The organism is Gemmatimonadaceae bacterium, assembly GCA_036504815.1.
Taxonomy (GTDB): domain Bacteria; phylum Gemmatimonadota; class Gemmatimonadetes; order Gemmatimonadales; family Gemmatimonadaceae; genus PNKL01.
In genome coordinates this window covers 1-23,426 of record DASXUN010000005.1, presented here as the reverse complement: position 1 = coordinate 23,426, position 23,426 = coordinate 1, and the positions used below count along the sequence as shown (strand labels likewise).

At 68.7% G+C, this 23,426-nt stretch carries 21 protein-coding genes; 12 read left to right on the top strand and 9 right to left on the bottom strand.

From position 1 onward, the window contains the following. Window positions 1-59: 59 nt before the first annotated feature. Together VGJ96_02990 and VGJ96_02985 are read left to right on the top strand one after the other, a co-directional pair. Window positions 60-1,265, top strand: coding sequence for a glycogen-binding domain-containing protein (locus VGJ96_02990; GenBank protein HEY3286067.1), 1,206 nt, complete (start codon window positions 60-62; stop codon window positions 1,263-1,265). Continuing rightward, window positions 1,262-2,044 (top strand): hypothetical protein, encoded by a 783-nt coding sequence (locus VGJ96_02985; protein HEY3286066.1) that lies wholly within the window; start codon window positions 1,262-1,264, stop codon window positions 2,042-2,044. Before VGJ96_02990 ends, VGJ96_02985 begins: the two co-directional genes overlap by 4 nt. 92 nt (window positions 2,045-2,136) lie before the next feature. Here the strand turns inward: VGJ96_02985 and VGJ96_02980 are convergent, their stop codons facing one another. Next, complete coding sequence (locus tag VGJ96_02980; protein ID HEY3286065.1) at window positions 2,137-2,757, bottom strand: hypothetical protein; 621 nt, start codon at window positions 2,755-2,757, stop codon at window positions 2,137-2,139. A 164-nt stretch (window positions 2,758-2,921) separates the two neighbouring features. Between VGJ96_02980 and VGJ96_02975 the strand changes: the two genes are divergently transcribed. From VGJ96_02975 to VGJ96_02965, 3 genes are all read left to right on the top strand, one after another. Further along, a complete protein-coding gene (locus VGJ96_02975; GenBank protein HEY3286064.1) occupies window positions 2,922-3,335 on the top strand; it encodes a thioesterase family protein in 414 nt (137 codons plus the stop codon). A 40-nt stretch (window positions 3,336-3,375) separates the two neighbouring features. Further along, window positions 3,376-4,470 (top strand): M28 family peptidase, encoded by a 1,095-nt coding sequence (locus VGJ96_02970; GenBank protein ID HEY3286063.1) that lies wholly within the window; start codon window positions 3,376-3,378, stop codon window positions 4,468-4,470. Between the two features lie 94 nt (window positions 4,471-4,564). Beyond that, entirely contained in the window at window positions 4,565-6,283 is a 1,719-nt protein-coding gene (locus tag VGJ96_02965; protein HEY3286062.1) for an amidase family protein, read from the top strand. Between the two features lie 14 nt (window positions 6,284-6,297). On the opposite strand, the gene VGJ96_02960 is transcribed toward VGJ96_02965, so the two are convergent. Further along, window positions 6,298-6,903, bottom strand: coding sequence for a hypothetical protein (locus tag VGJ96_02960; protein ID HEY3286061.1), 606 nt, complete (start codon window positions 6,901-6,903; stop codon window positions 6,298-6,300). Between the two features lie 122 nt (window positions 6,904-7,025). On the opposite strand from VGJ96_02960, the gene VGJ96_02955 reads away from it, so the two are divergent. Continuing rightward, window positions 7,026-7,430: a hypothetical protein gene (locus tag VGJ96_02955; GenBank protein HEY3286060.1), complete on the top strand. Its 405-nt coding sequence runs from the start codon at window positions 7,026-7,028 to the stop codon at window positions 7,428-7,430. A 105-nt stretch (window positions 7,431-7,535) separates the two neighbouring features. Here VGJ96_02955 and VGJ96_02950 read toward each other — a convergent pair whose 3' ends face one another. Continuing rightward, window positions 7,536-9,347: a M28 family peptidase gene (locus tag VGJ96_02950; protein ID HEY3286059.1), complete on the bottom strand. Its 1,812-nt coding sequence runs from the start codon at window positions 9,345-9,347 to the stop codon at window positions 7,536-7,538. Window positions 9,348-9,523: 176 nt separating this feature from the next. Between VGJ96_02950 and VGJ96_02945 the strand changes: the two genes are divergently transcribed. Continuing rightward, on the top strand, window positions 9,524-10,447 hold the full coding sequence (locus tag VGJ96_02945) for a rhodanese-like domain-containing protein (GenBank protein ID HEY3286058.1): 924 nt from the start codon (window positions 9,524-9,526) through the stop codon (window positions 10,445-10,447). A gap of 139 nt (window positions 10,448-10,586) precedes the next feature. On the opposite strand, the gene VGJ96_02940 is transcribed toward VGJ96_02945, so the two are convergent. From VGJ96_02940 to VGJ96_02920, 5 genes are all read right to left on the bottom strand, one after another. After that, complete coding sequence (locus tag VGJ96_02940; GenBank protein ID HEY3286057.1) at window positions 10,587-11,915, bottom strand: hypothetical protein; 1,329 nt, start codon at window positions 11,913-11,915, stop codon at window positions 10,587-10,589. Between the two features lie 30 nt (window positions 11,916-11,945). Further along, window positions 11,946-15,698 (bottom strand): TonB-dependent receptor, encoded by a 3,753-nt coding sequence (locus VGJ96_02935; GenBank protein HEY3286056.1) that lies wholly within the window; start codon window positions 15,696-15,698, stop codon window positions 11,946-11,948. A 231-nt stretch (window positions 15,699-15,929) separates the two neighbouring features. After that, the gene (locus VGJ96_02930; GenBank protein ID HEY3286055.1) at window positions 15,930-16,328 is read right to left on the bottom strand and encodes a hemerythrin family protein; all 399 of its coding nucleotides are present in this window, start codon (window positions 16,326-16,328) and stop codon (window positions 15,930-15,932) included. 36 nt (window positions 16,329-16,364) lie between these two features. Continuing rightward, the gene (locus tag VGJ96_02925) at window positions 16,365-17,804 is read right to left on the bottom strand and encodes a nitronate monooxygenase (protein ID HEY3286054.1); all 1,440 of its coding nucleotides are present in this window, start codon (window positions 17,802-17,804) and stop codon (window positions 16,365-16,367) included. 182 nt (window positions 17,805-17,986) lie between these two features. Continuing rightward, window positions 17,987-19,228, bottom strand: coding sequence for a PLP-dependent transferase (locus VGJ96_02920; GenBank protein ID HEY3286053.1), 1,242 nt, complete (start codon window positions 19,226-19,228; stop codon window positions 17,987-17,989). 38 nt (window positions 19,229-19,266) lie between these two features. On the opposite strand from VGJ96_02920, the gene VGJ96_02915 reads away from it, so the two are divergent. Continuing rightward, complete coding sequence (locus VGJ96_02915; protein HEY3286052.1) at window positions 19,267-19,761, top strand: Lrp/AsnC family transcriptional regulator; 495 nt, start codon at window positions 19,267-19,269, stop codon at window positions 19,759-19,761. Between the two features lie 6 nt (window positions 19,762-19,767). Here the strand turns inward: VGJ96_02915 and VGJ96_02910 are convergent, their stop codons facing one another. Continuing rightward, entirely contained in the window at window positions 19,768-20,544 is a 777-nt protein-coding gene (locus VGJ96_02910) for an enoyl-CoA hydratase/isomerase family protein (GenBank protein ID HEY3286051.1), read from the bottom strand. Window positions 20,545-20,641: 97 nt separating this feature from the next. Here VGJ96_02910 and paaA point away from each other — a divergent pair, with 97 nt between their 5' ends. From paaA to paaD, 4 genes are all read left to right on the top strand, one after another. Continuing rightward, window positions 20,642-21,664, top strand: coding sequence for a 1,2-phenylacetyl-CoA epoxidase subunit PaaA (gene paaA / locus VGJ96_02905; GenBank protein HEY3286050.1), 1,023 nt, complete (start codon window positions 20,642-20,644; stop codon window positions 21,662-21,664). Window positions 21,665-21,804: 140 nt separating this feature from the next. Then, a complete protein-coding gene (gene paaB / locus VGJ96_02900; GenBank protein HEY3286049.1) occupies window positions 21,805-22,104 on the top strand; it encodes a 1,2-phenylacetyl-CoA epoxidase subunit PaaB in 300 nt (99 codons plus the stop codon). Then, window positions 22,104-22,865: a 1,2-phenylacetyl-CoA epoxidase subunit PaaC gene (gene paaC / locus VGJ96_02895; GenBank protein HEY3286048.1), complete on the top strand. Its 762-nt coding sequence runs from the start codon at window positions 22,104-22,106 to the stop codon at window positions 22,863-22,865. Before paaB ends, paaC begins: the two co-directional genes overlap by 1 nt. After that, the gene (paaD, locus tag VGJ96_02890; GenBank protein ID HEY3286047.1) at window positions 22,862-23,359 is read left to right on the top strand and encodes a 1,2-phenylacetyl-CoA epoxidase subunit PaaD; all 498 of its coding nucleotides are present in this window, start codon (window positions 22,862-22,864) and stop codon (window positions 23,357-23,359) included. Before paaC ends, paaD begins: the two co-directional genes overlap by 4 nt. The last annotated feature ends 67 nt before the right edge of the window (window positions 23,360-23,426 follow it).

Below are 23,426 nucleotides of genomic sequence, written 5' to 3'. Positions count from 1 at the left end.
CCGTGCCGGAGACAGCAGCTCGGCACCCGTCCCGGACGGCCCCCCTGCTCGAGGTCACCATGCGAAAGACTCGTCTCGCTGCCCTCGTCCCATCCAGTCTCGTGATCGTGGCGCTCGTCGGCGTGAGCATCCCCGCCTGTCGTGCCGCGTGGGCGCAGCAGGTGGTCACGCAGTTCAGCATCGGCGCGGGATCGTCCACGGATGCGCGCGGCCTTCGCTCCACCACCGTCAGCGCCGCCCCCGGCGTCGTCTTCTTTCCGCTCGCGCCGGTGAACGTCTCGCTCTCGGCTTCCGGCAGCCGGTTGCAGGACGATGGATGGCAGGCCGGGGCCGACGCTGGGCTCTCGGCGCGCACCCGCGAGCGGATGCGAAGTTCGCTCACGCTCAACGCCGCCGGCAGCTACGTGCGCACGTCGTATGGCGCGACCTTCAGCGTCGGCGACGTCACCCCGGCCCTCGAGATGCACTTCGGGCCGATCACGGCCTTCGCCGGAGCGCGCCTTGCCAGCGGGCGCACCATCATGCGCGGGGTGCGCACGGCGGCCGCACCGGTACCGGTGACCCTTACCTCCATCACCCGCACGGCGCGCGGCCCGGTATACGGCGCGCAATGGCAGGCGATGGCGGGCGACACGCCGCTGCTGCTTTCCTACCGCGAAGAACGCAGTCGCGTGGCCGGCACGCTGGTGCTCGATCGCGCCGCGAGTGCGTCGATCGCCGTTGGGCGCATGCTCCTTGGCGGCAGCGCCGGACGGCGCACGTCGCCCGTGGAACGCATGAACGTTTCCAGTGGATCGGCGTCGTTCTCGCTCACCTCGTCGCTCCTCTTGCAGGCGAGCGCAGGACGGTACCCGAGTTCGTGGCTGACCGGCGCGTCGAGCGGTCGGTTCGTGAGCGTCGGCCTGGTGCTGCGCAACGGCGGGCCGCGCCCATTGCGGCTGCCGCGCCCGGAGGGCGCGCCGCGGGTGCCCCGCGACGCGACCCGGCTCTCGATTCGCGCGCCCGAGGCGTCGCGCGTCGAGCTGGCCGGCGACTGGAACAATTGGACGCCCGTCCCCGCTCGGCGCGCCGCCAATGGCGTGTGGTATGCGGACGTGACGCTGGCGCCCGGTGAATATCGGTACGCATTCCGCGTTGATGGCAACGCGTGGCGCGTGCCGGAAGGGGCGGTGGCCTCGGACGACGGCTTCGGCGGAAAGTCCGCCTTCGTGACCGTCGCCTCTGGCGCCGCCCGAGTTTCCACGCACAACCAGGAGGATCGATGAGACCGTCGTTGATCGGAGCTGTACTGTTCGTTCCCGCCATGCTTTCGGCGCAGGCTGGCGCCTCGGCGAAGGCCTCGACGCAAGCCGGCGTATCCGCGACGGCGCCCGACCCGAAAGCGTCGGCCGAAGCACGCGCGCACGCCAACGCCAATGCCGCGTTCAATGTGCCGGAGCGGTTCAGCGCGAACGGCCGCGCAAAACTCGAGGGCATGTTCAGCGCGGCGCGCCAGCGCGAGCTGCCTGAGAAGCCGATCGCGGACCGCGTAGCAGAGGGTGAAGCCAAGGGTGCGTCGGAGGCGGACATTCTTGCCGCCGCCGGTCGCACGCAGGCTGACATGGAGACCACGCAGGAAGCGATGCTCGCGGCCGGTCGGGCCAGGCCCAGCGGCGAGGAGATCTCGCGCGGTGCCATGCTGATGGCCCACGGCGCCACCTCGGCGCAGATCGAGGCGATGGCGCGCCACACGCCGAGCAATCGATCGCTGGTCGTGGCCTTCGATGTCGTCTCGCGGCTCGCGGCGGAGGGTCTCCCCGTGACGCAGGCGCTGTCGCGGGTGCAGGCCAAGCTCGACGCGCGGGCGTCCGACGCGACGATTCTCTCGCTGGCTCCGGCGGGCACGCCGGGCGCCGCGGCGTCGGCCAGCGGACTGGCGACGGCGGCGGCGGGTGGAGCCAACGCGTCGGCGCAGGGTAACGCCAATGCCGCCGCGAAGGGCGGACTGCCCGGTGTCGCGGGCGGCGTGGCCGGCACGGTCACGGGCGTGGTGAAGAAGCCGTGAGCGAAGCGGAAGCGAAGCGGTGAGCGAAGCGGTAAAGCAACTGTGGGCAGATGGAGCGGGGCGCACCGATGGTCTGGTGCGCCCCGCTCGCGCTACAGCTCCTGGCCCGGGCGCAGTTCGGCCGGCTGGGCGGCGATCTGACGTCGGCGGTCGCTCTCCGTGAGCAGCTGCGTCACGAACCGCTGCCCTTCGCCCATCCGTTCGACCTCGATGGCGATGGCCTCGATGCCGCGTTCGAGGTTGGCCATGCGGTCGCTGACTTCCGAGGAGAGCGCCGGCGCCGCCGCGCGCTTCCACAAGCGGCGGGCATAGCCGATGCTGAGCGGCAGGAGCAGCAGCAGTGAAGCACCCATTCCCATGCCGACGATGGCTTCCGGATCGGGTCCGCTCCGCGGCGGTTCCACGATGACGCCGGGAATGGCCGCCCGCGCCGCGACCTGGGCATCGGCCGCGGCGAGTTGCTTCTCGACGTCGGCAATGCGCTCGTCGATGACGGCGAGGCGCCCCTCGAGACCCTTGATGTCCGCCGGATTGGTGGCGGTGGTGAGCTGTTCTCGTACGCGGCGGCGCTCACCCTGGAGGTTTCCCTGCTGGCTGCGCAGTTCACTGCGTGCGAGGCGCGCCGCCTCGTACATCTCGGTGGCGGTCGGCGCCGTGCGCGCTCCGGCAACGGGCGTCTCGACTTGCGCGGTCGGAGCGGACGACTGGGGCATGGGCGGCGGTGAAGGAGTGTCGCGTGCTACCGGTTGGTACTACGGCGGTCGGCATCGGCCCGTTTCACCGGTTCGTACGGGACGAAGTGACGACTTCGTATGTTATACTGCATTTGGTCCACCGGCACCTGCCAACTCCCTTCAGCTGAAGAACCACGCCGATGATGCCGCACGACATCTTCGAGCTGCCGCGCGACATCGAGCCCGGCGACATCGACGACCTGAACCACGTGAACAACGTGGTGTACCTGCGGTGGGTGCAGGACGTGGCCATTGCGCATTGGTCCACGGCGGCGACGGCGGAACAGCAAGCCGAGGTCGCGTGGGTCGCGGTGCGGCACGAGATCGACTACAAGCATCCCGCGCTCCCCGGCGACGCGATCATCGCGCGCACCTGGGTGGGAGCCGCCGACTCGCACCGCTTTGAACGGCTCACCGAAATCGTGCGCGCCGTCGATGGCAAGCTGCTGGCGAAGGCCCGGACGCTCTGGTGTCCCATCAACCGCGCCACCGGGCGACTGACGCGCGTCAGCGACGAGGTGCGCGCCCGGTTCTCGACAGGTCCGGTTGTGCCGTAGCTTCCGTCAGCACTACACGCCCGATCACCTGGAGCGTCGCTTGCCGAACCGCGCCGCCGATGTCAGCCGAAGCCGTAACGTCCTGTGCCTGCGGACGCTCGTCGTCCTGTTGGGACCGGTGCTGTTCGCGCAATGCGCGGACGCGCCGACCGCGCCGGCTGGCACGACGCCAACGGTGGCCGCGGTCAACGCCGCGGCCGCGTCAATTTCCTCGAGCGAGTTCCTTCGGCTCCTCGGCGTCATTGCGGATGACTCGATGCGCGGCCGGGCGACGCCCAGTCGCGAGCTTGAGCTGACCGCGACCTATGTCGGCGCGGCGCTTCAAAGCGCTGGCCTCGCCGCCGGCGGCGATGCCGGCAGCTATCTGCAGCGCTACACGCTCGCCGCGCTCGCTGCCAATCCGACCGCCACCGCGCCAAACGCCATCGGCATCCTCGAGGGAAGCAGCCCGGCGCGGCGCGACGAGTACGTGCTGGTCACGGCGCACATGGACCACATCGGGGTTGCGGGCGGCGGTCAGAAGTGCACCGCGGTCGGCGCCGACTCCATCTGCAACGGCGCGAATGACAACGGGTCGGGAACAGTGGGGGTGATGCAGCTGGCGCGTGCCTTCGCGTCGCTGCACCCACGCCCGGCGCGCACCATCATCTTTGCGGCCTTCTCGGGTGAGGAACGTGGCCTGTGGGGAAGCGCCGCGTTCGCGAAATCCCCCGTGCGTCCCCTGAGCCAGGCGGTCGCGGTCATCAACGTGGACATGATCGGCCGCAACGCCACCGACAGCCTGATTGTCGTCGGCAAGTCGTACTCCACCCTGGGCGGCGTGACCGACCAGGTGGCGCGCGAGCATCCCGAGGTGGGACTGCGCCTGGTGAACGATCCATGGAACGGGACGTACTTCACGCGCTCCGATCAGTACAGTTTCGCCCGGCTCGGCGTTCCGTCGCTTTTCTTCTTCAACGGCCCGCACGCCGAGGTGCACACGGCGCGGGATGCGGTCGATCTGATAAACGCCGATGTGGCCGTACGATCGTTGCGCATGATCTTCTACACCATCCTCGACGTCGCCAATGCGCCGTCGCGTCCGACGTGGGACGCCGCCGCGCGGGCCCGCTGGGTGGCACCGGCCACCCGTTAGGACCGCCGCACCCGGCGCACCCCCTTTTCGCGCCCGGCGGCGCAATGCATAATCCGCGCTGGTGCACCGCCCTTCCCCCAAGCCGCCCCGATCCATGACTCGCCGCACGCTCGCCGTCCTCGCGACCTTCTGCGCCGTGCTCGGCGCCCCGCTCAGCGCCCAGCGCCATCCCGCGCCGCCGCCCGCGCGTGCGCCGTTCGACGTCGTCGAGGCAACGATTCCGCAGTTGCAGGCGGCGCTGACGGACGGCCGCCTCACGTCGCGGGAACTCGTCCTGCTCTACCTCGCTCGCATCGCAACGTACGACAAGCAGGTCAACGCCACGATCACGGTGAGCCGCACGGCCCTCGCCGAGGCGGAGGCGCTCGATCGCGAGCGGGCGCAAGGGAAGGTGCGCGGCCCGCTGCACGGCATTCCGGTGGCGCTCAAGGACAACATCCACACGACCAACATGCCCACCACGGGCGGCGCCCTCGCGTTCAAGGATATGGTGCCTCCTTATGAAGCGACGCTGACCCGGCAGCTGAAGGAGGCGGGCGCCATCATCATCGCGAAGACGGTGATGACCGAGCTCGCCAACTGGGTGGCCGGCAGCCCCACGCCGATGCCCTCGAACTACAGCGCGCTGGGCGGCTACGGCCTCAACCCGTACGACCCGCGCCCCGATCCGCGCCCCGGCTTCAACGACGGACGCCCCGCGTTGTTCACCGGCGGCTCGAGTTCGGGGATCGGCACCGCCGCCAGCTTCTGGGCGGCGAATGTGGGGACCGAGACGTCGGGCTCGATCCTGAGTCCCTCCAACCAGAACATGCTCGTCGGCATCAAGCCGACCGTCGGGCTCATCAGCCGCTACGGCGTGATCCCGATCACGGCCGACCAGGACACGCCGGGGCCGATGGCGCGCACGGTCGAGGACGCGGCGATCATGCTCGGCGCGATGGAGACGGCGCAACCCGATCCCAACGATCCGGCGACCAGGGCCTGCACGCCGCCGCCCAACCGGGACTACCGCCCGCACCTCAAGCGCGACGCGCTCAAGGGGGCGCGCATCGGCATTCCGCGCGCGTCGTTCTATGAGCCCGTCACCGTCGCCGGTCGCCCGCGCGGCGGCCTCGAGCCGGCGCAGGCCGCGATGATGAAGGAAGTGATCGAGATCCTCAAGAAGGAAGGCGCCATCATCGTCGACTCCGCCAACATTCCGAGCGTCGTGACCGCGGATTCGTCGAAGAACTTCCTCCTCTGGGGAACGTGCGGCAGCATCGGGCAGCGCAAGGGCCACAACGCCAACTGCTCGACCGTGCTCGCCTACGGCATGAAGCGCGACTTCAACGCCTGGCTCGCCTCGCTCGGCAACGCGACCCCCATCAAGACGCTCACCGACCTGCGCTACTTCAACCTGCAGAACGCCCCGCGCGGCGCCATCAAGTACGGCCAGTCACTGCTCGACATCTCCGACGAACAGGACACCATCGCCGATCGCGCGAAGTACGAGGCCGACCGGGCGAAGGACATCGCCCTCGGCGGCACCTACGGCATCGCGCAGGTCATCCGGGAGCAGAAGCTCGACGCCCTGCTCTTCCCGGGACCGTCAAGCGCGAGCATCGCCGCGAAGCCCGGTTACCCGACGGTGCTCGTCCCGTTCGGCTTCACCCCGAATGCGCCGACACCGGCCTTCCCGCCCGGCTTCGACGCCAAGCCGTCGCCCGTCGGCGTGGGATTCACCAGCGTCGCCTGCTCGGAACCGCGGCTGATTGAGCTGGCGTACGCGTTCGAGCAGGCCACCAGGAAGCGGATCCCACCGCCGCTCAAATGACGAAGCGTCGCGCGCTATGGGGCCTTGGTCACCAGCTTCCCGCCACGATACGCCTTTACCCCGTCGTTGACGCCGTGCATCAATAGCAGCGACTCGGGATTCCCATAGCGCTTCATGAGGTCGAGCAGCACGGGTTCTTCCCCGCCCCACGGGTAGCCGAAGACGACGTCGAAGTCGTCGAGGGCAAATCCCAGCTCCTGGTACCCGGACAGCCCCTCGCCGAGCGTCCCCGTGCGCAGGTCGCCGTCGGCCGCGTGATAGGCGTACCCGGCCGGGAAAAAGCTCCCGGAAACAAAGCGCGCCTTGGAGTCGAAACGATGCGCCATTTCGCGCGCGGTGGCGACGAGCGACAGGTCGAGCTCGATCCCATACGCCTCGAACCCGAGCAGGTCGGCCATGATGGTGATCACGCCCGAGGCGGAGCCGAGCTCGAGGAAGCGCCGGCCGGGCGCACGGTGCTCGACGAGCGCGGCGAGCACCACCTCGTATTCCGAGGCGACGAAGGCGTGAAAGCCGCGCTCCCGCACGGTGCGGTCGAACCGGTCGAAGAACTCCCAGCCGGCCGCGCACAGGTCGTGGAGGCGCGCACGGAGCGCATCGTCAATCACAGGCTGGGGCACGGAGACTCCTGGGGCGCGGCAGAGCGAGAGGCCAGCGTGGAAAAGTACTCGAAACACCTGTGCCCGGGTTGTCATCCTCCGCGCCCGGCGGCAAGTTAGAGGCAACCCTTTTCCCCCCTTCCATGCGACATGCCTTGATGTACCACGGCGGTTTCGAGCGCAACTTCAGCCGCGTCACGCCCGGGTTCTCCTCCTTCGAAGGAACCGACGGCAAGGTGCACACCCTGCCCCCCTGGCCGTCCAGTGCCAATGGCCTCTGCTTCGGCTACATGGAAAAGTCGGGCAAGAAGTTCTGTGTCGTGCGCGTGGTGTACGGCGCCGATGACATCGCGTTGAAGAACGAAGTCGTGCTCGATCCAGGCCGCCACACCGGCTTCGGTCACCGCCTCGGCCCGGAGCCGACGCTCGTCGAAGACGACGCCGTGGCGCTCGTCCTGCTCGAGGACATCGCCAAGAAGAACACCGACGCGGCGACAGCGCTGCTCAACGTCCGCGCCCGGTTCAAGGCGGCGGCCGGCATCAAGTAGTCGCCAGGGTTCGCGCGAAACGCACGAGGGGCGCGACCACCTGGCCGCGCCCCTCGCTCTTTCTCCCCCAGCGCCGCGCGCTCTAGCTCCCCCCGCGCCGCGCGCCTAGCGGCAGCGCGGGTAGGCCGGATCGTTGCCCGTGAAGGCGGGCCGCGTGCGGCGGGTTGCCACGGCCATCATGATGTCGTGCACGAACCGGCTCGACCGCGCGGCATGCTCGTAGTCGATGTACTGCGGTTCATCGGTCGCCATGTGATAGTCGAGCGCGTATCCGTGCGAGAAGTACGTGACCGGGATGTCCTTGAGCACGTAGTTCACCTGGTCGCTGCGGCAGAAGCGGTTCATCGGGTTGGCCGTCACGTCCCAGGACTTGTCGATGGCCATCACTTCCTTGCGGACGGCGTTGACGCTGTCAATCACGTCGCCAAACTCGCGCGAGAGCCGGCGCGCGCCCAGCGTCTGGATGCTCGCGGGGCCGCCGAACTTCACTTCCTCCACGCGCCCCTTGCCGAGCATGTCGATGTTGTGCGCGGCGACGACGTCCTTGAGCGGCACCGTCGGGTGGTCGACGAACCACCGGGAGCCCAGCATGCCCGCCTCCTCGCCCTGATGCGAGACGAAGATGATTGAGCGCGCCGGTCGCTCGGCGGCGAACTGCTCGGCAATCTCCAGCAGGGCGACGGTTCCCGAGCCGTCGTCGTCGGCGCCGTTCATGATGCTGTCCCGGCGAATGGGACGAATGCCGCGGGCGCGCGCGACCAGCGAGTCGATGCGGCGCTGCTGGTCCGCCGTCGGGCGGCAGACCGGATCATTGGCCCCCTGGCGCCGGGTGACCAGGTTGACCGCGCGGGCGGAATCATGGTCGATGGCGGCGACGGCCCCCATATGATCGTTGTGCGCGCCAAGCAGCACGTACTCGGCGGCAAGCGCCGGATCACTGCCCGGCTTGATGGCGACAACGTTGCGCGCGGGGGTGTCTGACAGCTTCCAGGCGTGGAGCCAGTGCGCCGTCACCGCCTGCCCCGCATCGCCGATCTTCAGTTGGTCCGCCGGCTTGCCAAACAACTTCGCGGCCGCGGCGCGCGTCAGCGCGGCGGCGGCGATCGCCGCCGGCGCGTCGGCGGCGGGCTGCATGCCGCCACGAATCGTCCACGCGGCGGCGATGGTGGCGGGGGGAATCACGTCCTGTCCGATGACCAGCACCGCGACGGCCCCCGCGGCCTGCGCGCGCGTGTCCCGGGCAATCCCGGCGGCGGCGCGGGCGGGTCGCGGTGAGGCGGCGTCGGCAATCACGGCGGCCTGCGCCCCGAAGCGGTCCGGCACCGAGTCGCACCGCAACACCGTCGGCACCGGACGCACCGGAGGCGGCGGCGCCTGAAAGACCGCGATCTTGCCGCGCACCAGCGCCGGATCGAGTGCTACGGTGTCGCCCCAGCGTCCCGCGAAGACGGTGGCGGCGCCGGCCAGCTCCGCCCGGCCCGCGATGCCGGAGGCGGCGTTCGGCGCCATCGGCAGCCACTCAATGCTGCGGAGCAGCGCCCCGCTGGCGGTCGTGAGGCTCGACGACGCGCTGTCGTACCCCAACGGACCGAATGGCAGCACCTGAAAGTAGCTGCCGTTGTCACCGGCCGGCTTCAGCCCAAGGCGCTTGAACTCGCGCGCAATGTAGTCGGTGGTCTGGTAGTTGCCGCGCTCGCCGATGCGGCGCCCCCGCATCGAGTCGTCAGAAATGCCGTAGAGTCTCGTGCGCAGGTCGTTGGCGGTGATGGCGCTCACCGTCGGGCGCGGCGCCCACGTGGCCGGTCCCTCATCGGGCCACACGATCTTCGAGGCCGCGGGTTTGGGCTGGGCGACGAGCGGCGTCGCGGCGGCAGCGAGCAGGCTGACCAGGCGTACGAAACGCGGGATGCTGGACACGGGCGGTTCTCGCAATTCAGATGGCGGAGCGGCCGTGATCGTCATCCGACCGCAACTGATGCTCTACGTCCGAGCGGCAGCGCGCGTTCAGGCGTCCCGGAATCCTATCGTCGCCCACCTTGTCCGGCCACCGCCCCACGAGGTACACTCGATTCAACGCCCACACGAGGAACCCTGTGCGCCGACTGCTCGCATCGCTCGTCCTGCTCACGTTGACCCAGCGCGCCGCATCGGCGCAGGCGCTGGCTCCCGCCGTGCCCGATCCGCGCGCCCCGCTGCTCGTCAGCGCCGACTGGCTCTCGCACCACGTGCACGACCCGAATCTCGTCTTGCTGCACGTCGGCGCGGAGGCAGAGTATCCTGCCGCGCACATTGCCGGCGCGCGGTTCGTCAGCGTCGCCGACGTCTCGGTGAGCGACACGGCCCGCAAGCTGTCGGTCGAGATGCCCGGCGCCGACACCCTGCGCGCGCGGCTGGCGGCGCTGGGCGTGTCCGATCACTCACGCGTCGTCGTCTACTTTGCGAAGGACATGGTCTACCAGACGACCCGCGTCCTCTTCACGCTCTTCTTCGCCGGGCTCGGCGACCGCGTGGCGCTCCTCGACGGCGGCATGGGGGCCTGGACGGCCGCCGGACAGCCGATCGCCGCCGACGTCCCGGCGGCCGCGGCGGGCAGCCTCGCGCCGCTGGGCGTCCGCAACTTCGTGGTGAACGCTGCCTATGTGCACGCGATGAACGGCAAGGCGGGCGTCGCCATCGTGGATGCGCGCGACAGTGTCTTCTACAACGGGACGCGACAGGGTGGCAGCCCGCAGGCCCCGCAGCGCGCCGGGCACGTGCCGGGCGCGCGCAGCGTGCCGTGGACCGCGCTGTACGACGCCAAGCTGCAGCTCAAGCCGCGCGAAGAGTTGGCCCGCATCTTCGCCGCGGCCGGCGTCAAGACGGACGACGTGGTGATCGGCTACTGCCACACGGGACAGCAGGCCACGGCGATGCTGCTCGCCGCCCGCGCGCTCGGACATCCGGTGCTGTTGTACGATGGGTCATTCCAGGATTGGTCGGCGCGGACCGACCTTCCGGTGGAGACGAACATCCCGTAAGACCACGATTGAGGATCAGGAATCCGGATCCGGATCGAGGAATTCGACAAAGGACAGCGACCCGCGATTGCTCTCATCGCGAGTCGCTGTCCTTATTCGTTATCATGGAATCCGAATCCGGATTCCAGATCCTCAATCGTCACTTGATGCGCGCCATCTCCAGCCGTGCGCCCTTCTCGTCCTGCACGCCCATGTAAACGACGCCGGGTCCGAAGCCGGAGATCACGCGGCCGAAGGGGAGCTTCACGCGGTCGATCAGCTCGCCCTTGCCGTTGATCACGTCGTAGATCGGGCCCGCATCGGTCGGCGCCGTCGTGCGCACCCACAGGTTCCCCTCGCCATCCGCGCGCACGGCGCCCATCCGGAAGGCCGGACGGTAGTCGGGCAGCTCCTTGGGCGCGACGAAGTTGATGGTCGGCGCGCTGATCTGCTGCACGCCCTGCTGCGGGCGAGCGCCGCCGCCGCCACCCTCGAAGCGCATCTCGACACGCACCGGCTGACCGGCAGCCGCGCCGCCCATCACGGCGTTGGCGTTGTTCACCCCATTCTGCATGGCCCGATTGATCACCTCGCGCTGCTTCTCGGCTTCCACCTTCACCGAGTCGATGAACTTCACCTTTGCATCGTCATCGAGCCGCTCCCAGTTGTACGGGATCTTCGCCGTCGCCGTCCACTTGCCGTCCGTCCCCAGCCAGTCGACGTGGTAGTCCTTGCCGCGCACGACGGCGATGCGCCCGTCGGGCAGGAGGGCCCAGTCGTCCACCACCGGCATCGGGTTCGTCTGCATGGTGATGCGCATCGCGCCGCGGTCGTCCTGCGTCATGCTGACGTTGGTGCTCGGGATCTTGAAATACGTCGCCGTGTCGAGCGCCCGCGTCTGCAGGTTGACGCGATAGACGGGCGCGGTGTCGGCCATCTGCGGGGCGCGGAACGCCTGCCCGGGCTGCGGCGGGCCCTGCATGTTCATCCCGCGCATGTTGGGCATCACGAAGCCGCGGTAGACGATGCGCCCCTGCGGATCCACGCCCGGTGTCCCGAACGGCCCGCCGATCATGAAGTTCGCATCCTGCGGGCGTGGCACCGCCATCACGCGCACCACTTCGCCCTTGCCGTCGATCACGAGCATCGAGAGCGACTGCGGATCAATGAAGAGCGACGAATCGCCGCGATACGGCATCAGCCCGGCGACGCGGCTGCTGTAGCTGTTGGCCGTGGCCGGCGTGGTGTCGGCAATCACCGACGCCTTGTTGAACGCCGAGTCGAGCACGATCAGCTGGCGGCGCGTGAGGTCGTTGACGATGGCACCGCCCCCCGGGAGGGGGCGCACGGCCGAAACCGAGCCGAGCAGGTCGGCGGGTGAGACGCGGGTGACGGGGCCAAGCGGACGCACCGTCGGCAGCGGCTGCTGCGCGGCAAGCGGCGCGGCGGCCGCCGCCACCATCAGGAAGGAGCGAAGACGAAGGGTCATGGACGGGACGAGAGAAAGGGGAGCCACGGATTAGCGCGAGATCATGATGGTCTGGACACCCGGTCCGCCGGCGCCGCCGCCCATGAACATGAACGGACCGCCGCCCGTGCCGCCAACCGTGGCGGAGCGGATGGACTGCAGGTACCACGGATCCAGGTGCGCGGCGACGAGCGACGGCAGCTTGCGCTGCTGTTCCTTGGTGAGCACGGCCTTCACGCGCGGGGCCACCCTGATGAGGATGTCCACCGAGGCTTCGCGGGTCTTCTTGTACTGCGCGTACGCCTGCTCATGGCTGTAATTGTCGCTCAGCCCCGCGAGTTCCTTGATGATCGGCGCCCAGAGCCGGTTGAGCTGGATCAGGTAGGCGCGGTTCATCGTCGCCAGGCTGTCGCCCTGCGCCGACGTGAGGTGCAGGCTGTCGGTCTGGCGCAGGATCATCGCCATCGGGTTGATGGTGACGCCGCCGGCGCCGTACATCGCGTTGAGCATGCTCTCGCTGGCCTTCTGGCCCGCGAGACGGCGGCCGCGGTCCAGCTGCTGCGTGAGCAGCGTCCGCTCGCGCGGCGGACCGAGGTCGAAGCGCATCAGCGCGGTGACCGTCACCGGCTGGCGAATGGTCGTCTGCGACGGCTTCGTCGAACCGAAGCGCTGGTTCACCTCGTACGTGTAGCGCTGCGTCACCGGATTGAAGCCGCGCACATAGAGCAGCGTCGCCTCGGGCTGGATGGTCTGCCCCCACCCCTTCAGGTGATCTTCCCCGTTGACCAGCAGGTCGGCGGCGCCGATGGGGTTGCTCACCTGGAACTGGATGTTCGCGCGCTGCGGAAGGTGCAGCTTGATGGGATTGAACGAGACGCTCAGGAAGGCGGTGTGGGTCCACGGCCCCTGGCAGCTGTTGCGGTCGGCGAGCCGCCCCAACTGCGACTCGAGGCACTTTCGGGCCCCGCCGGTCGAACTCCGGAGCAGCGACTGCATGGCCGTCGCGAGCGCCGGATCGGCGGCGGTGGACGGGTTCGGGATGAAGGCGCGGTCGTTGTACAACCCATCGCCGTTCACGTCGCCGCTGACGCCCGGCGTGTAGTACGACCCGGCGCGCACGTTGCCGAACCAATTCACGCGCACGGCATCGAAGAAGTTGTAGTTGAGCGAATACTGCACCTGGTGCCGCGACGCCGCGGCCGAGCGCGACCAGGCCACCGTGCGCGGATCGCCGACCGTGCTCTGGAAGCCGCGATACTGCTCGCGGACGTCGCCGAACACGTAGCCGATGTTCCAGCCCAGCTTCGAGCTGAAGGTCATCGGCACGAGGCGCAGCGTCACCTGCTTCGACTCCGAGCGCAGGTCGGAACGCGACTCGTTGACGGCGTTGTACTCGAGGTGCAGCCGCGACGCGCGCGGTCCCGTGATGCCGGTGACGGGATCGATGCTGGTCGCCGGCGCGAAGACCGGACGCCCGCCTTCGCTCGCCAGCGAGAAGCGCGTGGCGCCGGCAAAGTTGAGGTCGTAGTTGGCCGGCTGGTTGAGGTTGCTCGAGTACGTCACGTCCACCGTCGCCGTGAAGCGGCCGTTCGCCACCGGACCATTCCACTGGAGGTTGCCGCGCACGCTGCGGGTGGACTGCCACGCCTTGGAGAACAGGCTCACGTTGGGCGACACGTTCGTGAACGGCGACGTCACCGAGCCGTCGGCGCAGGTGGAGGGAATCGACGCCGCGTTCGTGGCCCACGTGTTCCAGGCCTGGGACGGGACCGTGCCCCCAACGCAGTTGAGTTGCTGCACGCCGGACGTGAGGCCGGTATTGTCGAGCGCGGCACCCAGGAGCGTGGATTGGGGCACGTTCTGGAAGACGCCCAATCCGCCGCGCACCACCGCGCGCGGACCGCGAATGGCGCCCTCGAAGCCCGGAATCTGCGCGCCCTGGCCGTACTGCCACGAGAAGCCGAGGCGCGGGCTGACATACACGTGATTGGGGGTGGCGCTGTTCTTCACGGCGAACAGCCGCTCGATCTCCGGGTTTTCCGTCGGGCCCGCGCTGAACGCATTGCCGTCAACGCGCACGCCGTACTGGATCTGCAGGTCGTTGCTCTTGCGCCACGCGTCGCCCACCGAGAGCGCGCCCACGGTCTGCGCGCCGCTGCGCACCCGCGGCGAGAGCTGCCGCGAGAACGACGCGGCCCGGCCGGCCTCGAGGTCGGCCAGCGACAGGTAGCTGAACGACCCGAGCTGGTTCGTCGTCTGATCCTGGTTGAACGCGTCGCGGCGCAGTTCGGTCGTGAGCTTGAGGCGGTGCTTGTTGTTCTTCGCGAACCACGAGAGCGTGTTGATCCCGCCGATGCTCGCGCTGCGCGACGCGTTGTCGAGGATCGACGACCCGCCGAACTGGATGCCGCGCACTCCCATCGACCCGTCGGGGAGCGTGGAGTTGATGCGCACCGTGCCGCTGGGCATCGCATAGTACGGATCGCCGGCGCTGCGCGAGCCGCTCAGCGTGATGTTGGTCTCCGACAGGAAGCCCGACAGGAAGCCCGATTCGAAGTACGCCGAGTGGCGGGCCTGCACGCCGCCGTTGTAGTTGGTGCGCTCGCCGCTGTGCCCGGGGAGCTCGCTCACCGAGCCGCCCACCGGCGCGCTGCGGTTGGCCGACCCGTTGAACGTGAGCGCGTAGGCCGCGCCGGTGCGCGACCCGGTCGGCGCAATGTTGATCGTGGCGAGCAGCGACCCGTTGTCGGTGGTGCGGTTGTTGAGCGACCCGCGCGGCGAGAGGGGAATGCCCTTGGCGCGCAGGATGTTCAGCAGGCGCGACGCCGAATCGGGGCTCACGCCGCTCGTCACGAGGCCGGTGGACGACGTATTGAGCAGCGTCTGCAGGTCGTTGGATCGCCGCCCCAGCTGGTACGAGAAGTTGTAGAACGCCTCGTCAATCTTGACCGGTCCCGAGAGCAGTCCGCCCAGCGACAGGTTCGTGTACTTCTGGCCGAGCGCCGTCGCCGCCCGGTCGGTCCACTGCAGGAACGGGGCGTCGAGATTGAACGAGTTGGTGCGCGTCGGGAAGTTGTTCCCCGACGGCGACCGGATGTTGAACTGGGCGCCGCTGAACCCGCCGCGCGAGACATCGTAGGGGCTCGTCGACAGCGAACTCGAGACGCCCGCGTCCCGCGGCACGTCAGCGCCGCCAAACGATCCGCCGTTCAGCGTGGACGCGTTCTGGTCGGGCGTGAGGCCCAGCACCGAGAAACCGGAGGCGTCACCGCTCGTGCCGGGGACGAGCGTCACCCCCGGCAGCGAGGCCGCCATCGCGGCGAGATTCCCCGCATCCCCCGCGGCGACGTTGGCGGCGCTCACATTGCGTTCGCTCCCCGAGATGTCGGGCTGGCGGTCGTCGCGATTGGCCCGGGCGCGCTCGCCCGGCGTGACCTTCACCGCCTCGAGTTCCGTCATTGCGCGCGAGAGCTTGGCATCGGCGATGAGGATCTCCTGGTCGGCCGTGCGCTTGACCTCGAAGCGCTTCATCGAGAAGCCCATCGCCTGCACGGTGACCATGTAGTCACCGTCGCCATTCGGAAAGGTGATGGTGAAGCGCCCACTGTTGTCCGTCAGCGCGCGACGCGTGACGTTGCCGCTCAGCGACACCGCCTGCACGCGGGCGCCGGCAATGGGAATGGAATCCTCGCCCACGATGCGGCCGCGGATGACATCGACCGCTTGCGCGGAGGCACGGAAAGGGGCACAGAAGGCAACGGCAAGGGCAAGCAGCGCGAGGCGAAGGGTAAGCAGGGATCTCATTGTCATCCGGCGACGGGAATCGATGGCAGCGGCGCGGCGAGCGGCGACCCGAACGTTAGAACCCGCCCGGGCAGGCCAGGGTTTACCCCGGCGGGCATCGCGGCCCTCATCTGTACGCGCATGCGCACGCGAACGTTTCTCTCCCTTCCTACAAGCGAAGGCGGCCGGGCGTTGGCCCGGCCGCTGCGCGCCACGCGTCGCCGCCCGCGCTAGATCCGCACCGGCGTCACCTTATGGCTTCAGGCACGGCTTCAGCGACGTATCCACTTTCAGAATGTGGTTCTGCAGCCAGTCGCCCAGCGACTTCTGCAGTTCGAGCGCCCGCGACTCGGTCACGCCTTTCGCGTCGCACTCTGCCTTGATCCGCCCGAAGGTCTCGATGAACTGCTCGTGCGCTTTCTTGTTAGCCGCCGCGTGCGGGCACTTGTGCCGTGCAAAGCACGACTCCTCGTTGGCGAAATGCCGCGTAGCGTAGATGCCCAGAAACGTGAGAATCCTTCGGACTTCCGACTCGCCCGTTCCGGCCTCATTGGCCTGGCTGAGGCGATTGATCCAGGAAATCAAGGTGCGGTGCTCGGCGTCGATCTCGTCATCGCCAGTCGCCATCGCCTCGGTCCACAGGTACTGCATCAGACGGGTTCCTCCGGGCTCATCCCGATCGCGGCGCTACGCCGTGAGTTCAGCACCGACCGTCACCTCGGCCAGCAGATACTCCAGCACGTCGGCGGCGGAATACGACGTGCGCCCCTTCGCCACGCGCGCCAGGTCGGTGACGGCGTCCCCGCTCGTCACCATCGGCGCTTCCACCGATCCATCCCTGCGAATCTGCGCCAGGCCGATGTCGGACATGAGGCCGTTGCACAGGCAGCGACGCCCCACTGTCTCCGCTTCGCTCCCGCCGGCATTGAGGAAGTCCTTCACCGGCGCGGCCGGACAGCGGTAGACGAGCCGTCCATCGGCACGACGCGCCGCCGTGCGCAGGTACCCGAGGTCGCAGCATCGCTCGCGGGTGTCGTCCTGCTGCACGATGGACGGTGTCTGAATGAGCTTGAACGGGAAACCCGTTGGCGAGGCGCGCGGATCCGTGAAGACCGACGCGCGTCCCTCGGCGATGTCGGCCAGCACTTTCTGCTTGATCTCCGCCGAGAAGCCCGACTCGTCGGAGTAGGCGAAGGCCGTTCCCACCTGCACGCCGGCCGCGCCCTGTCGCAACGCCTCCGCCACCCCCTCCGGCGTGCCGAAGCTGCCGGCCAGCCAGAACGGAACGCCCAGGTCGCGCATCACCTGCAGGTCGGCCGCGTCGCGCTCGCCATAGATCGGCTCGCCACGCGCGTTCAGCTGCACGGCGCCGCGCGGCGGGGCGTTGTGGCCGCCGGCGGTTGCGCCTTCAATCACGAAACCATCCACCTTGCCCGTCGCCTTCCGGGCCAGGTTGGTGGCCAGCGTGTGGGCCGAGACGATCGCATAGAAGTCGGGACGCTTCAGCGGCACGTTCGTCATGCCGTGCGTCGCCGGATCAAAGGTCAGAAACACCGGCTGATCGGATGGCTGCCCGTCCACATCGAGCCGCAGCGTCGCTGGCGCGTGCACCGCGAGCGCATCGAGCGCCCCGGGAATCTCGCGGGGAATGCCCGCCCCCATCAGCACCACGTCGGCGCCCGCCAGCATCGCGCCGTAGAGCGAGGCGAGGTTCGGCATCTGGACCTTGGTCAGCAGATTGATGCCCACCCGCCCCTGATGGCCTTCCTTCGCAAGCCAGACTTCCACGAAGTTCGCGGCGATGGTCACCTGCTCGCGAAACGCACTGACGGCCTGCCGGTACATCGGCAGCAGCTCGTAGGGCTCGTGGGGCGCGCGCCCTTCGGGCTTGAAGTAGCGGCGCAGAATCTCCGCGGCGACCTCCGGCTTCGGGAACTTCGCCAGCGCCCGGCGCACGGCGCCGCCTGGGTCACCGTCCTGGAGCCGACGCACGAAGACCGAGTCGAGCGCGGTCCCCGAGATGACCCCCAGGTGCCCCGCGGCCGCGACGGCACTCGCCAGCTTCCAGTTGGAAACCGCGATGCCCATCCCACCCTGGATGATCAGGGGAAGTCCGGCAATGCTCATCAGGTGACTCGGCAGTGAATGTCGAAGCCGTCCGCGGCGCCGGCGTCTGAAGCGGAATGCGACCTGTCGCGGAGCCCCCGCGCAGAAGGCGTGGTAGCCGGGGGCCAGACTATTAAGATGGCCGGAGCCGGGCCGAATGTCTATCGGCCCGGCTCCTTGACATTCTCCACTGTCACTTTGTGTTACAGCGGAGTTGCGTGCGCGTGATCGCGGAATTCCAGGCGCGACGCCACTTCGGCGAGCGCGTGATCGAGGTCGCGCCACAGGTCACGGGCATCCTCCAAACCGACGCTCAGACGTAGCAGGCCGCGGCTGATCCCGACTTCCTCACGCGCCTGCGCATCGACGACCCGGTGCGTCAGCGCGGCGGGCGGCTGGATGAGCGAGTCGGTGGACCCCAGGCTGACCGCGGGTGTGATGATCTCGAGCGCGCCAAGGAAGTCGCGCATGACCGTCGGGTCGTCGTTGCCGATCTCGAAGGAGAGCACACTCCCCGGCCCGCGCATCTGGCGGCCGAGGAGCGCGCGAGGATCCTGCCCCGGAAGCGCCGGGAACCGGACGCTCGCCACGCGGCGATCATCGGCGAGAAGCCGCGCCAGTTGGATGGCCGTCTCCTGGGCGCGTTCCACGCGAAGCGGCAGCGTGGGCAGACCGCGATGCAACAGGAACGACGCGAGCGGGTGCAACAGTCCGCCCGTCGCCGCGCGCACGTGCTTGATGTCGCGGACCAGCGCGTGCGAGCCGGCGACGACGCCCGCCAGGAGATCGCCATGCCCGCCGAGGAACTTGGTCGCGCTGTGCAGCACCAGCGCGGCCCCGTGCGCCAGCGGCCGCTGCAGCACCGGCGTGGCGAAGGTCGAATCGACGAGCACCGGCACCGTTCCGGCCTGCCGGACGACGCCCGCGATGTCCACGAGTTCGAGCGTCGGATTTGCCGGCGTTTCGATCACCACCAGGGCCGTGTCCGGACGAATGACGTCGCCAATCGCGTCCTGGGTGGTCCACGTCACCGACATGCCGAGCAGGCCGGAACTGAGGAGATGATCGGCGGTGCCGTAGAGCGGCCGCACCGCCACCACGTGCGTGCCGCGTGATTTCGCGGCGAGCAATACGGCGGAGAACGCCGCCATTCCCGACGCGAACGCCGCCGCATCCTCGGCCCCTTCGAGTTCGGCCAGGGCGCGTTCGAAGCGATCGGTCGTCGGATTGAACAGGCGCTGGTAGACGAAGGTCCCTTCGGGGGCGTCGCCGGCCACCAGACTGTCGAAGGAGCGCGCGGCGACGTCGAGGTCGGGTGTTGGATAGGTGGAGCTGAAGTCGAGCGGCGGCGCATGCACGCCGAGCTTGATGAAGTCCCCCCGGCCCGCATGCACGGCGCGAGTAGCGAAGGCGTTCTCCATCGCCATCTTCTTGTTCTGTCTCATAGTGCTATATTGGCACTATCTACAGCCAAGGCCAATAGATGCCGAATAATATTCGGAAACACCCCGACCCGTCGCTGATCGACCGAATTGACCGCGAGATCCTGGCCTATCTCCAGCACGATGCGCGGATTTCAAACAAGGAACTGGCAGCGAAAGTGGGGCTCGCCCCATCCAGCTGCCTGGCGCGGGTGCGGCGACTCGAGGCGTCCGGGGCGCTCCTCGGCTATCACGCCGAGGTCGATCCGCGGGTCTACGGCGTGACGCTCGAGGCGTTCATCGCCATCCGGCTCGAGAAGCACGCGCGCACGGCGATCGCCGCCTTCGAACGTCACCTCGGCACGCTCCAGGAGGTGCGCGGCGTATTCCACGTCGCGGGGTCAAATGACTACCTCGTGCACGTCGCGGTGCGTGACGCCGAGCATCTTCGCGACTTCGCGCTCGCGGCCTTCGCGACGCGTCCCGAGGTGGGGCATATGGAGACGTCGCTGATTTTTTCGCACAAGAGAAATGTGTTTTTCGGAGTGCGTGGGTGAGCCCCCTCACCCCTTCTTGAACTGCGCGATCGCCGCCCTCGTGTAATCGCTCAGCACGAGTTCGCCCGAGATCTTCGCGCGCTTCGCGAGCAGGCTTTCCCACTCGTCGGTGCCTTCCCAGAGCACTCGCTTGATCGCGCGCACCGCGTCGGGGTTGGCGGCGGCCAGCTGCCGGGCGCGGGCGGCGACCGCGGCGTCGAGCGCCGCGCGATCAGGCACGACCTGCGCGTACAGCCCGTGGCGTTCCGCCCACGCCGCATCGCGCCAGTCGGCATCGAGGGTCATCGCCCCGAACGCGCCGGTGCCGATGCGCCGAGCGATGACGGGCCCGACGACGAAGGGGCCGATGCCGACGGCCAGTTCGCTCAACCTCAGCGACGCCGTCTCGACGGCGATGGCGTAATCCGACGCGGCGACCATCCCGACGCCGCCGCCGGCCACCTTCCCCTGCACCGCCGTGACGATCGGCACCGGCGCGCCGATCATCGCCAGGATGACGCGCGCAAAGCCCAGGAAAAACTCCCGGCCGTCCGCGGCGTTCTCGATGGCGATCAGCTCGTCGAACGACGCGCCGGCGCAGAACGCGCCGTCCCCCTCGCTGCGCAGCACGATCACGCGCACGTCATCGCGCTCACCCGCCTGGGCAATGGTCGAGGCGAGGGACCGGAGGAGCGTGCCCGGCAGGCTGTTGCCCTTCGGGTGGCCGAAGCGGACGGTCGCGACACCGGCTTCGACGCGCACATCCACCGAGCCGTCGGCGGAGAACATGGAGGTGGTGGTCATGGCGGGGGGAGATGATACCCAAAGGGGAACGCGCGCACTAGCTTGGAGCGTTGGCCTCAAAATACGCTGTCGGCGCCCGCGCGGCGCGGCGGCGGCGCTGTCCAGTGCCAGTCAAGGAGCCCCCCTGATACCGACCACGCCCCCGGTTGCGGACGATGCTGCCCGGCTTGCGCAGTTCGAGGCGCGCATCGCCGCCGACGAATCGATCGAGCCCAAGGACTGGATGCCGGAGCGCTACCGGACGCAACTGGTCCGGATGATGTCGCAGCACGCGCACTCCGAAGTGGTGGGCATGCTCCCCGAGGGAAACTGGATCACGCGCGCGCCGTCGCTGCGCCGCAAGATGATCCTGCTCGCCAAGGTGCAGGACGAAGCCGGGCACGGCCTCTACATCTACTGCGGCACCGAGACGCTGGGCGTGGACCGCCACGAGCTCGTGCAGCAGCTGCTCGACGGCAAGGCCAAGTACTCGAGCATCTTCAATTACCCCACGCTCACCTGGGCCGACATCGGCGCCATCGGCTGGCTCGTGGACGGCGCGGCGATCGTGAACCAGACGATGCTGGCCAAGGCGTCGTACGGCCCGTACGCACGGGCGATGGTGCGCATCTGCAAGGAAGAGAACTTCCACAAGCGCCAGGGCTACGAGATCATGGCGACGCTCGCCCGCGGCACGCCGGCGCAGCGGGCGATGGCGCAGGACGCGCTCAACCGCTGGTGGTGGCCGTCGCTGATGATGTTCGGCCCGCACGACAAGGACTCGAGCAACAGCGACGAGCTCATGAAGTGGGGCATCAAGCGCAAGAGCAACGACGAGCTGCGCCAGCGCTTCATCAACCTGACCATCGCGCAGGTGAAGGCCATCGACCTGACGGTCCCCGACCCCGCCCTTCGCTACGACGAGGCGTCCGGCGACTGGATTACCGGCCCGATCGACTGGGACGAGTTCTGGCGCGTCGTGAAGGGGAACGGCCCGTGCAACAGCGAACGCATCGGCGCGCGCCGGAAGGCCCATGCCGAAGGCCGATGGGTGCGTGACGCGGCGGCGGCGTATGCAGAGAAACAACAGAGAGACAACAGAGAGACAACAGAGAGACAACAGACGGGGATGGCGACGTGAGAGGGGGGATCGCCGCCTCTCGCGCCGGCGCCATCTGCCATCAGCCATCTGCCATCCGCCATCCGCCCTCCGCCGTCTGCTATCCTCCATCCGCCACCCGCCACCCGCCATCCGCCCTCAGCCATCCGCCATCACCCGCCATGACCCCACCAGCCGACGAACGCAACTGGCCGCTCTGGGAAGTGTTTACGCAGGGCAAGGACGGCGAGCCGCACCAGCACGCGGGGAGCGTGCATGCCACGGACGCCGAGCACGCGTTGCAGAACGCGCGCGACATCTACGCGCGCCGCAACGAAGCCGTGAACCTTTGGGTGGTGCCGAGCGCGGCCATCACCGCCTCCACGCCCGAGGACATGGGGCCGTTCTTCGACCCCGCCAATGACAAGGCGTATCGGCATCCGCAGTTCTACAAGGTGCCCAAAGGGGTGAAGGTGTTCTGATGAGTTCCCCGCACGCGGCACTCTTCCCGGCACTCCTGCGCATCGCCGACGATCGGCTCGTGCTCGGCCATCGCACCTCCGAATGGTGCGGCCACGGGCCGATCCTCGAGGAGGACATCGCGCTCGCCAACATCGCCCTCGACCTGATCGGGCAGGCCAACCTGATGCTGCAGCATGCGGGCAGCGTCGAGGGGGCGGGGCGCGACCAGGATGCGCTCGCCTTCTTCCGCGAGGCGATCGACTTTCGCAACGCACTCCTCTGCGAACTGCCGAGGGGCGATTTCGGCGTGACTATCGCCCGGCATTTCTTTCACGGACTGTACAGCGTGCTGCAGTGGGAGGCGCTCTCCCGGTCGACCGACACGACCGTCGCGGGGATCGCCGCGAAGGCGCTGAAGGAGAGCCGGTATCACGTGCGGCACGCCGGCGAATGGGTGATCCGCCTGGGCGACGGCACCGACGAAAGCCACCGGCGCGCGCAGGACGCGGTGGATCTTCTCTGGCCATATACCGGCGAGCTGTTCATGCAGCCGGCCGACGAGGCGGAACTCGTCGCGTCTGGACTGACCGCCGACGTGTCAACGCTCCAGGCGCCCTGGCGCGCCCAGGTGGACGACGTGCTGCGACGCGCCACGCTCAGCGCCCCCGACGGCGTGTGGATGCAGCGCGGCGGACGAGACGGCCGCCATACCGAGCACCTCGGTCACATGCTGGCGGAGATGCAGATTGTCGCCCGATCGCATCCCGGGGCCGCGTGGTGATTGCGACGCGCGAGCAGGTCTTCGCCTGGCTCGAGGACGTCAAGGACCCCGAGGTCCCGGTGCTCTCGGTCGTCGAACTCGGGGTGGTCCGCGATGCGCGCGTCGCCGACGACGGCACCGTGACGGTGACGATCACGCCCACCTACAGCGGCTGTCCGGCGATGCGCGTGATCGAGGAGTCCATTCGCGACGCCCTGCTGTTGCATGGAGCGCCGAACGTCGTCGTGCAAACCGTCTTCACACCGGCGTGGACCACGGACTGGATCCCCGAGTCGGCCGAGGCGAAGCTCGAAGCGTACGGGATCGCGCCGCCGGGGCCGACGCGAGCCGACGACGAGCTCGTGCCGCTGCGCCGGGTGAGCGCGAGCGTGCGCTGCCCCTTCTGCAAGTCCGCGCGCACATCGCTGCGCACCGAGTTCGGCAGCACCTCGTGCAAGGCGCTGTGGACATGCCACGAGTGCACGCAGCCGTTCGAGGCGTTCAAGGCCATCTGATTACTACGGAGTACGACAGAGTACGACAGAGTACGACAGAGTACGACAGAGTACGACAGAGTACGAC

Excerpts from the sequence above, each read along its gene's own strand:
- VGJ96_02990 (HEY3286067.1), top strand. The coding sequence starts at position 60 with ATGCGAAAGACTCGTCTCGCTGCCCTCGTCCCATCCAGTCTCGTGATC.
- VGJ96_02985 (HEY3286066.1), top strand. The coding sequence starts at position 1,262 with ATGAGACCGTCGTTGATCGGAGCTGTACTGTTCGTTCCCGCCATGCTT.
- VGJ96_02980 (HEY3286065.1), bottom strand. The coding sequence starts at position 2,757 with ATGCCCCAGTCGTCCGCTCCGACCGCGCAAGTCGAGACGCCCGTTGCC.
- VGJ96_02975 (HEY3286064.1), top strand. The coding sequence starts at position 2,922 with ATGCCGCACGACATCTTCGAGCTGCCGCGCGACATCGAGCCCGGCGAC.
- VGJ96_02965 (HEY3286062.1), top strand. The coding sequence starts at position 4,565 with ATGACTCGCCGCACGCTCGCCGTCCTCGCGACCTTCTGCGCCGTGCTC.
- VGJ96_02955 (HEY3286060.1), top strand. The coding sequence starts at position 7,026 with ATGCGACATGCCTTGATGTACCACGGCGGTTTCGAGCGCAACTTCAGC.
- VGJ96_02940 (HEY3286057.1), bottom strand. The coding sequence starts at position 11,915 with ATGACCCTTCGTCTTCGCTCCTTCCTGATGGTGGCGGCGGCCGCCGCG.
- VGJ96_02935 (HEY3286056.1), bottom strand. The coding sequence starts at position 15,698 with ATGAGATCCCTGCTTACCCTTCGCCTCGCGCTGCTTGCCCTTGCCGTT.
- VGJ96_02930 (HEY3286055.1), bottom strand. The coding sequence starts at position 16,328 with ATGCAGTACCTGTGGACCGAGGCGATGGCGACTGGCGATGACGAGATC.
- VGJ96_02925 (HEY3286054.1), bottom strand. The coding sequence starts at position 17,804 with ATGAGCATTGCCGGACTTCCCCTGATCATCCAGGGTGGGATGGGCATC.
- VGJ96_02920 (HEY3286053.1), bottom strand. The coding sequence starts at position 19,228 with ATGAGACAGAACAAGAAGATGGCGATGGAGAACGCCTTCGCTACTCGC.
- VGJ96_02915 (HEY3286052.1), top strand. The coding sequence starts at position 19,267 with ATGCCGAATAATATTCGGAAACACCCCGACCCGTCGCTGATCGACCGA.
- VGJ96_02910 (HEY3286051.1), bottom strand. The coding sequence starts at position 20,544 with ATGACCACCACCTCCATGTTCTCCGCCGACGGCTCGGTGGATGTGCGC.
- paaB (HEY3286049.1), top strand. The coding sequence starts at position 21,805 with ATGACCCCACCAGCCGACGAACGCAACTGGCCGCTCTGGGAAGTGTTT.
- paaC (HEY3286048.1), top strand. The coding sequence starts at position 22,104 with ATGAGTTCCCCGCACGCGGCACTCTTCCCGGCACTCCTGCGCATCGCC.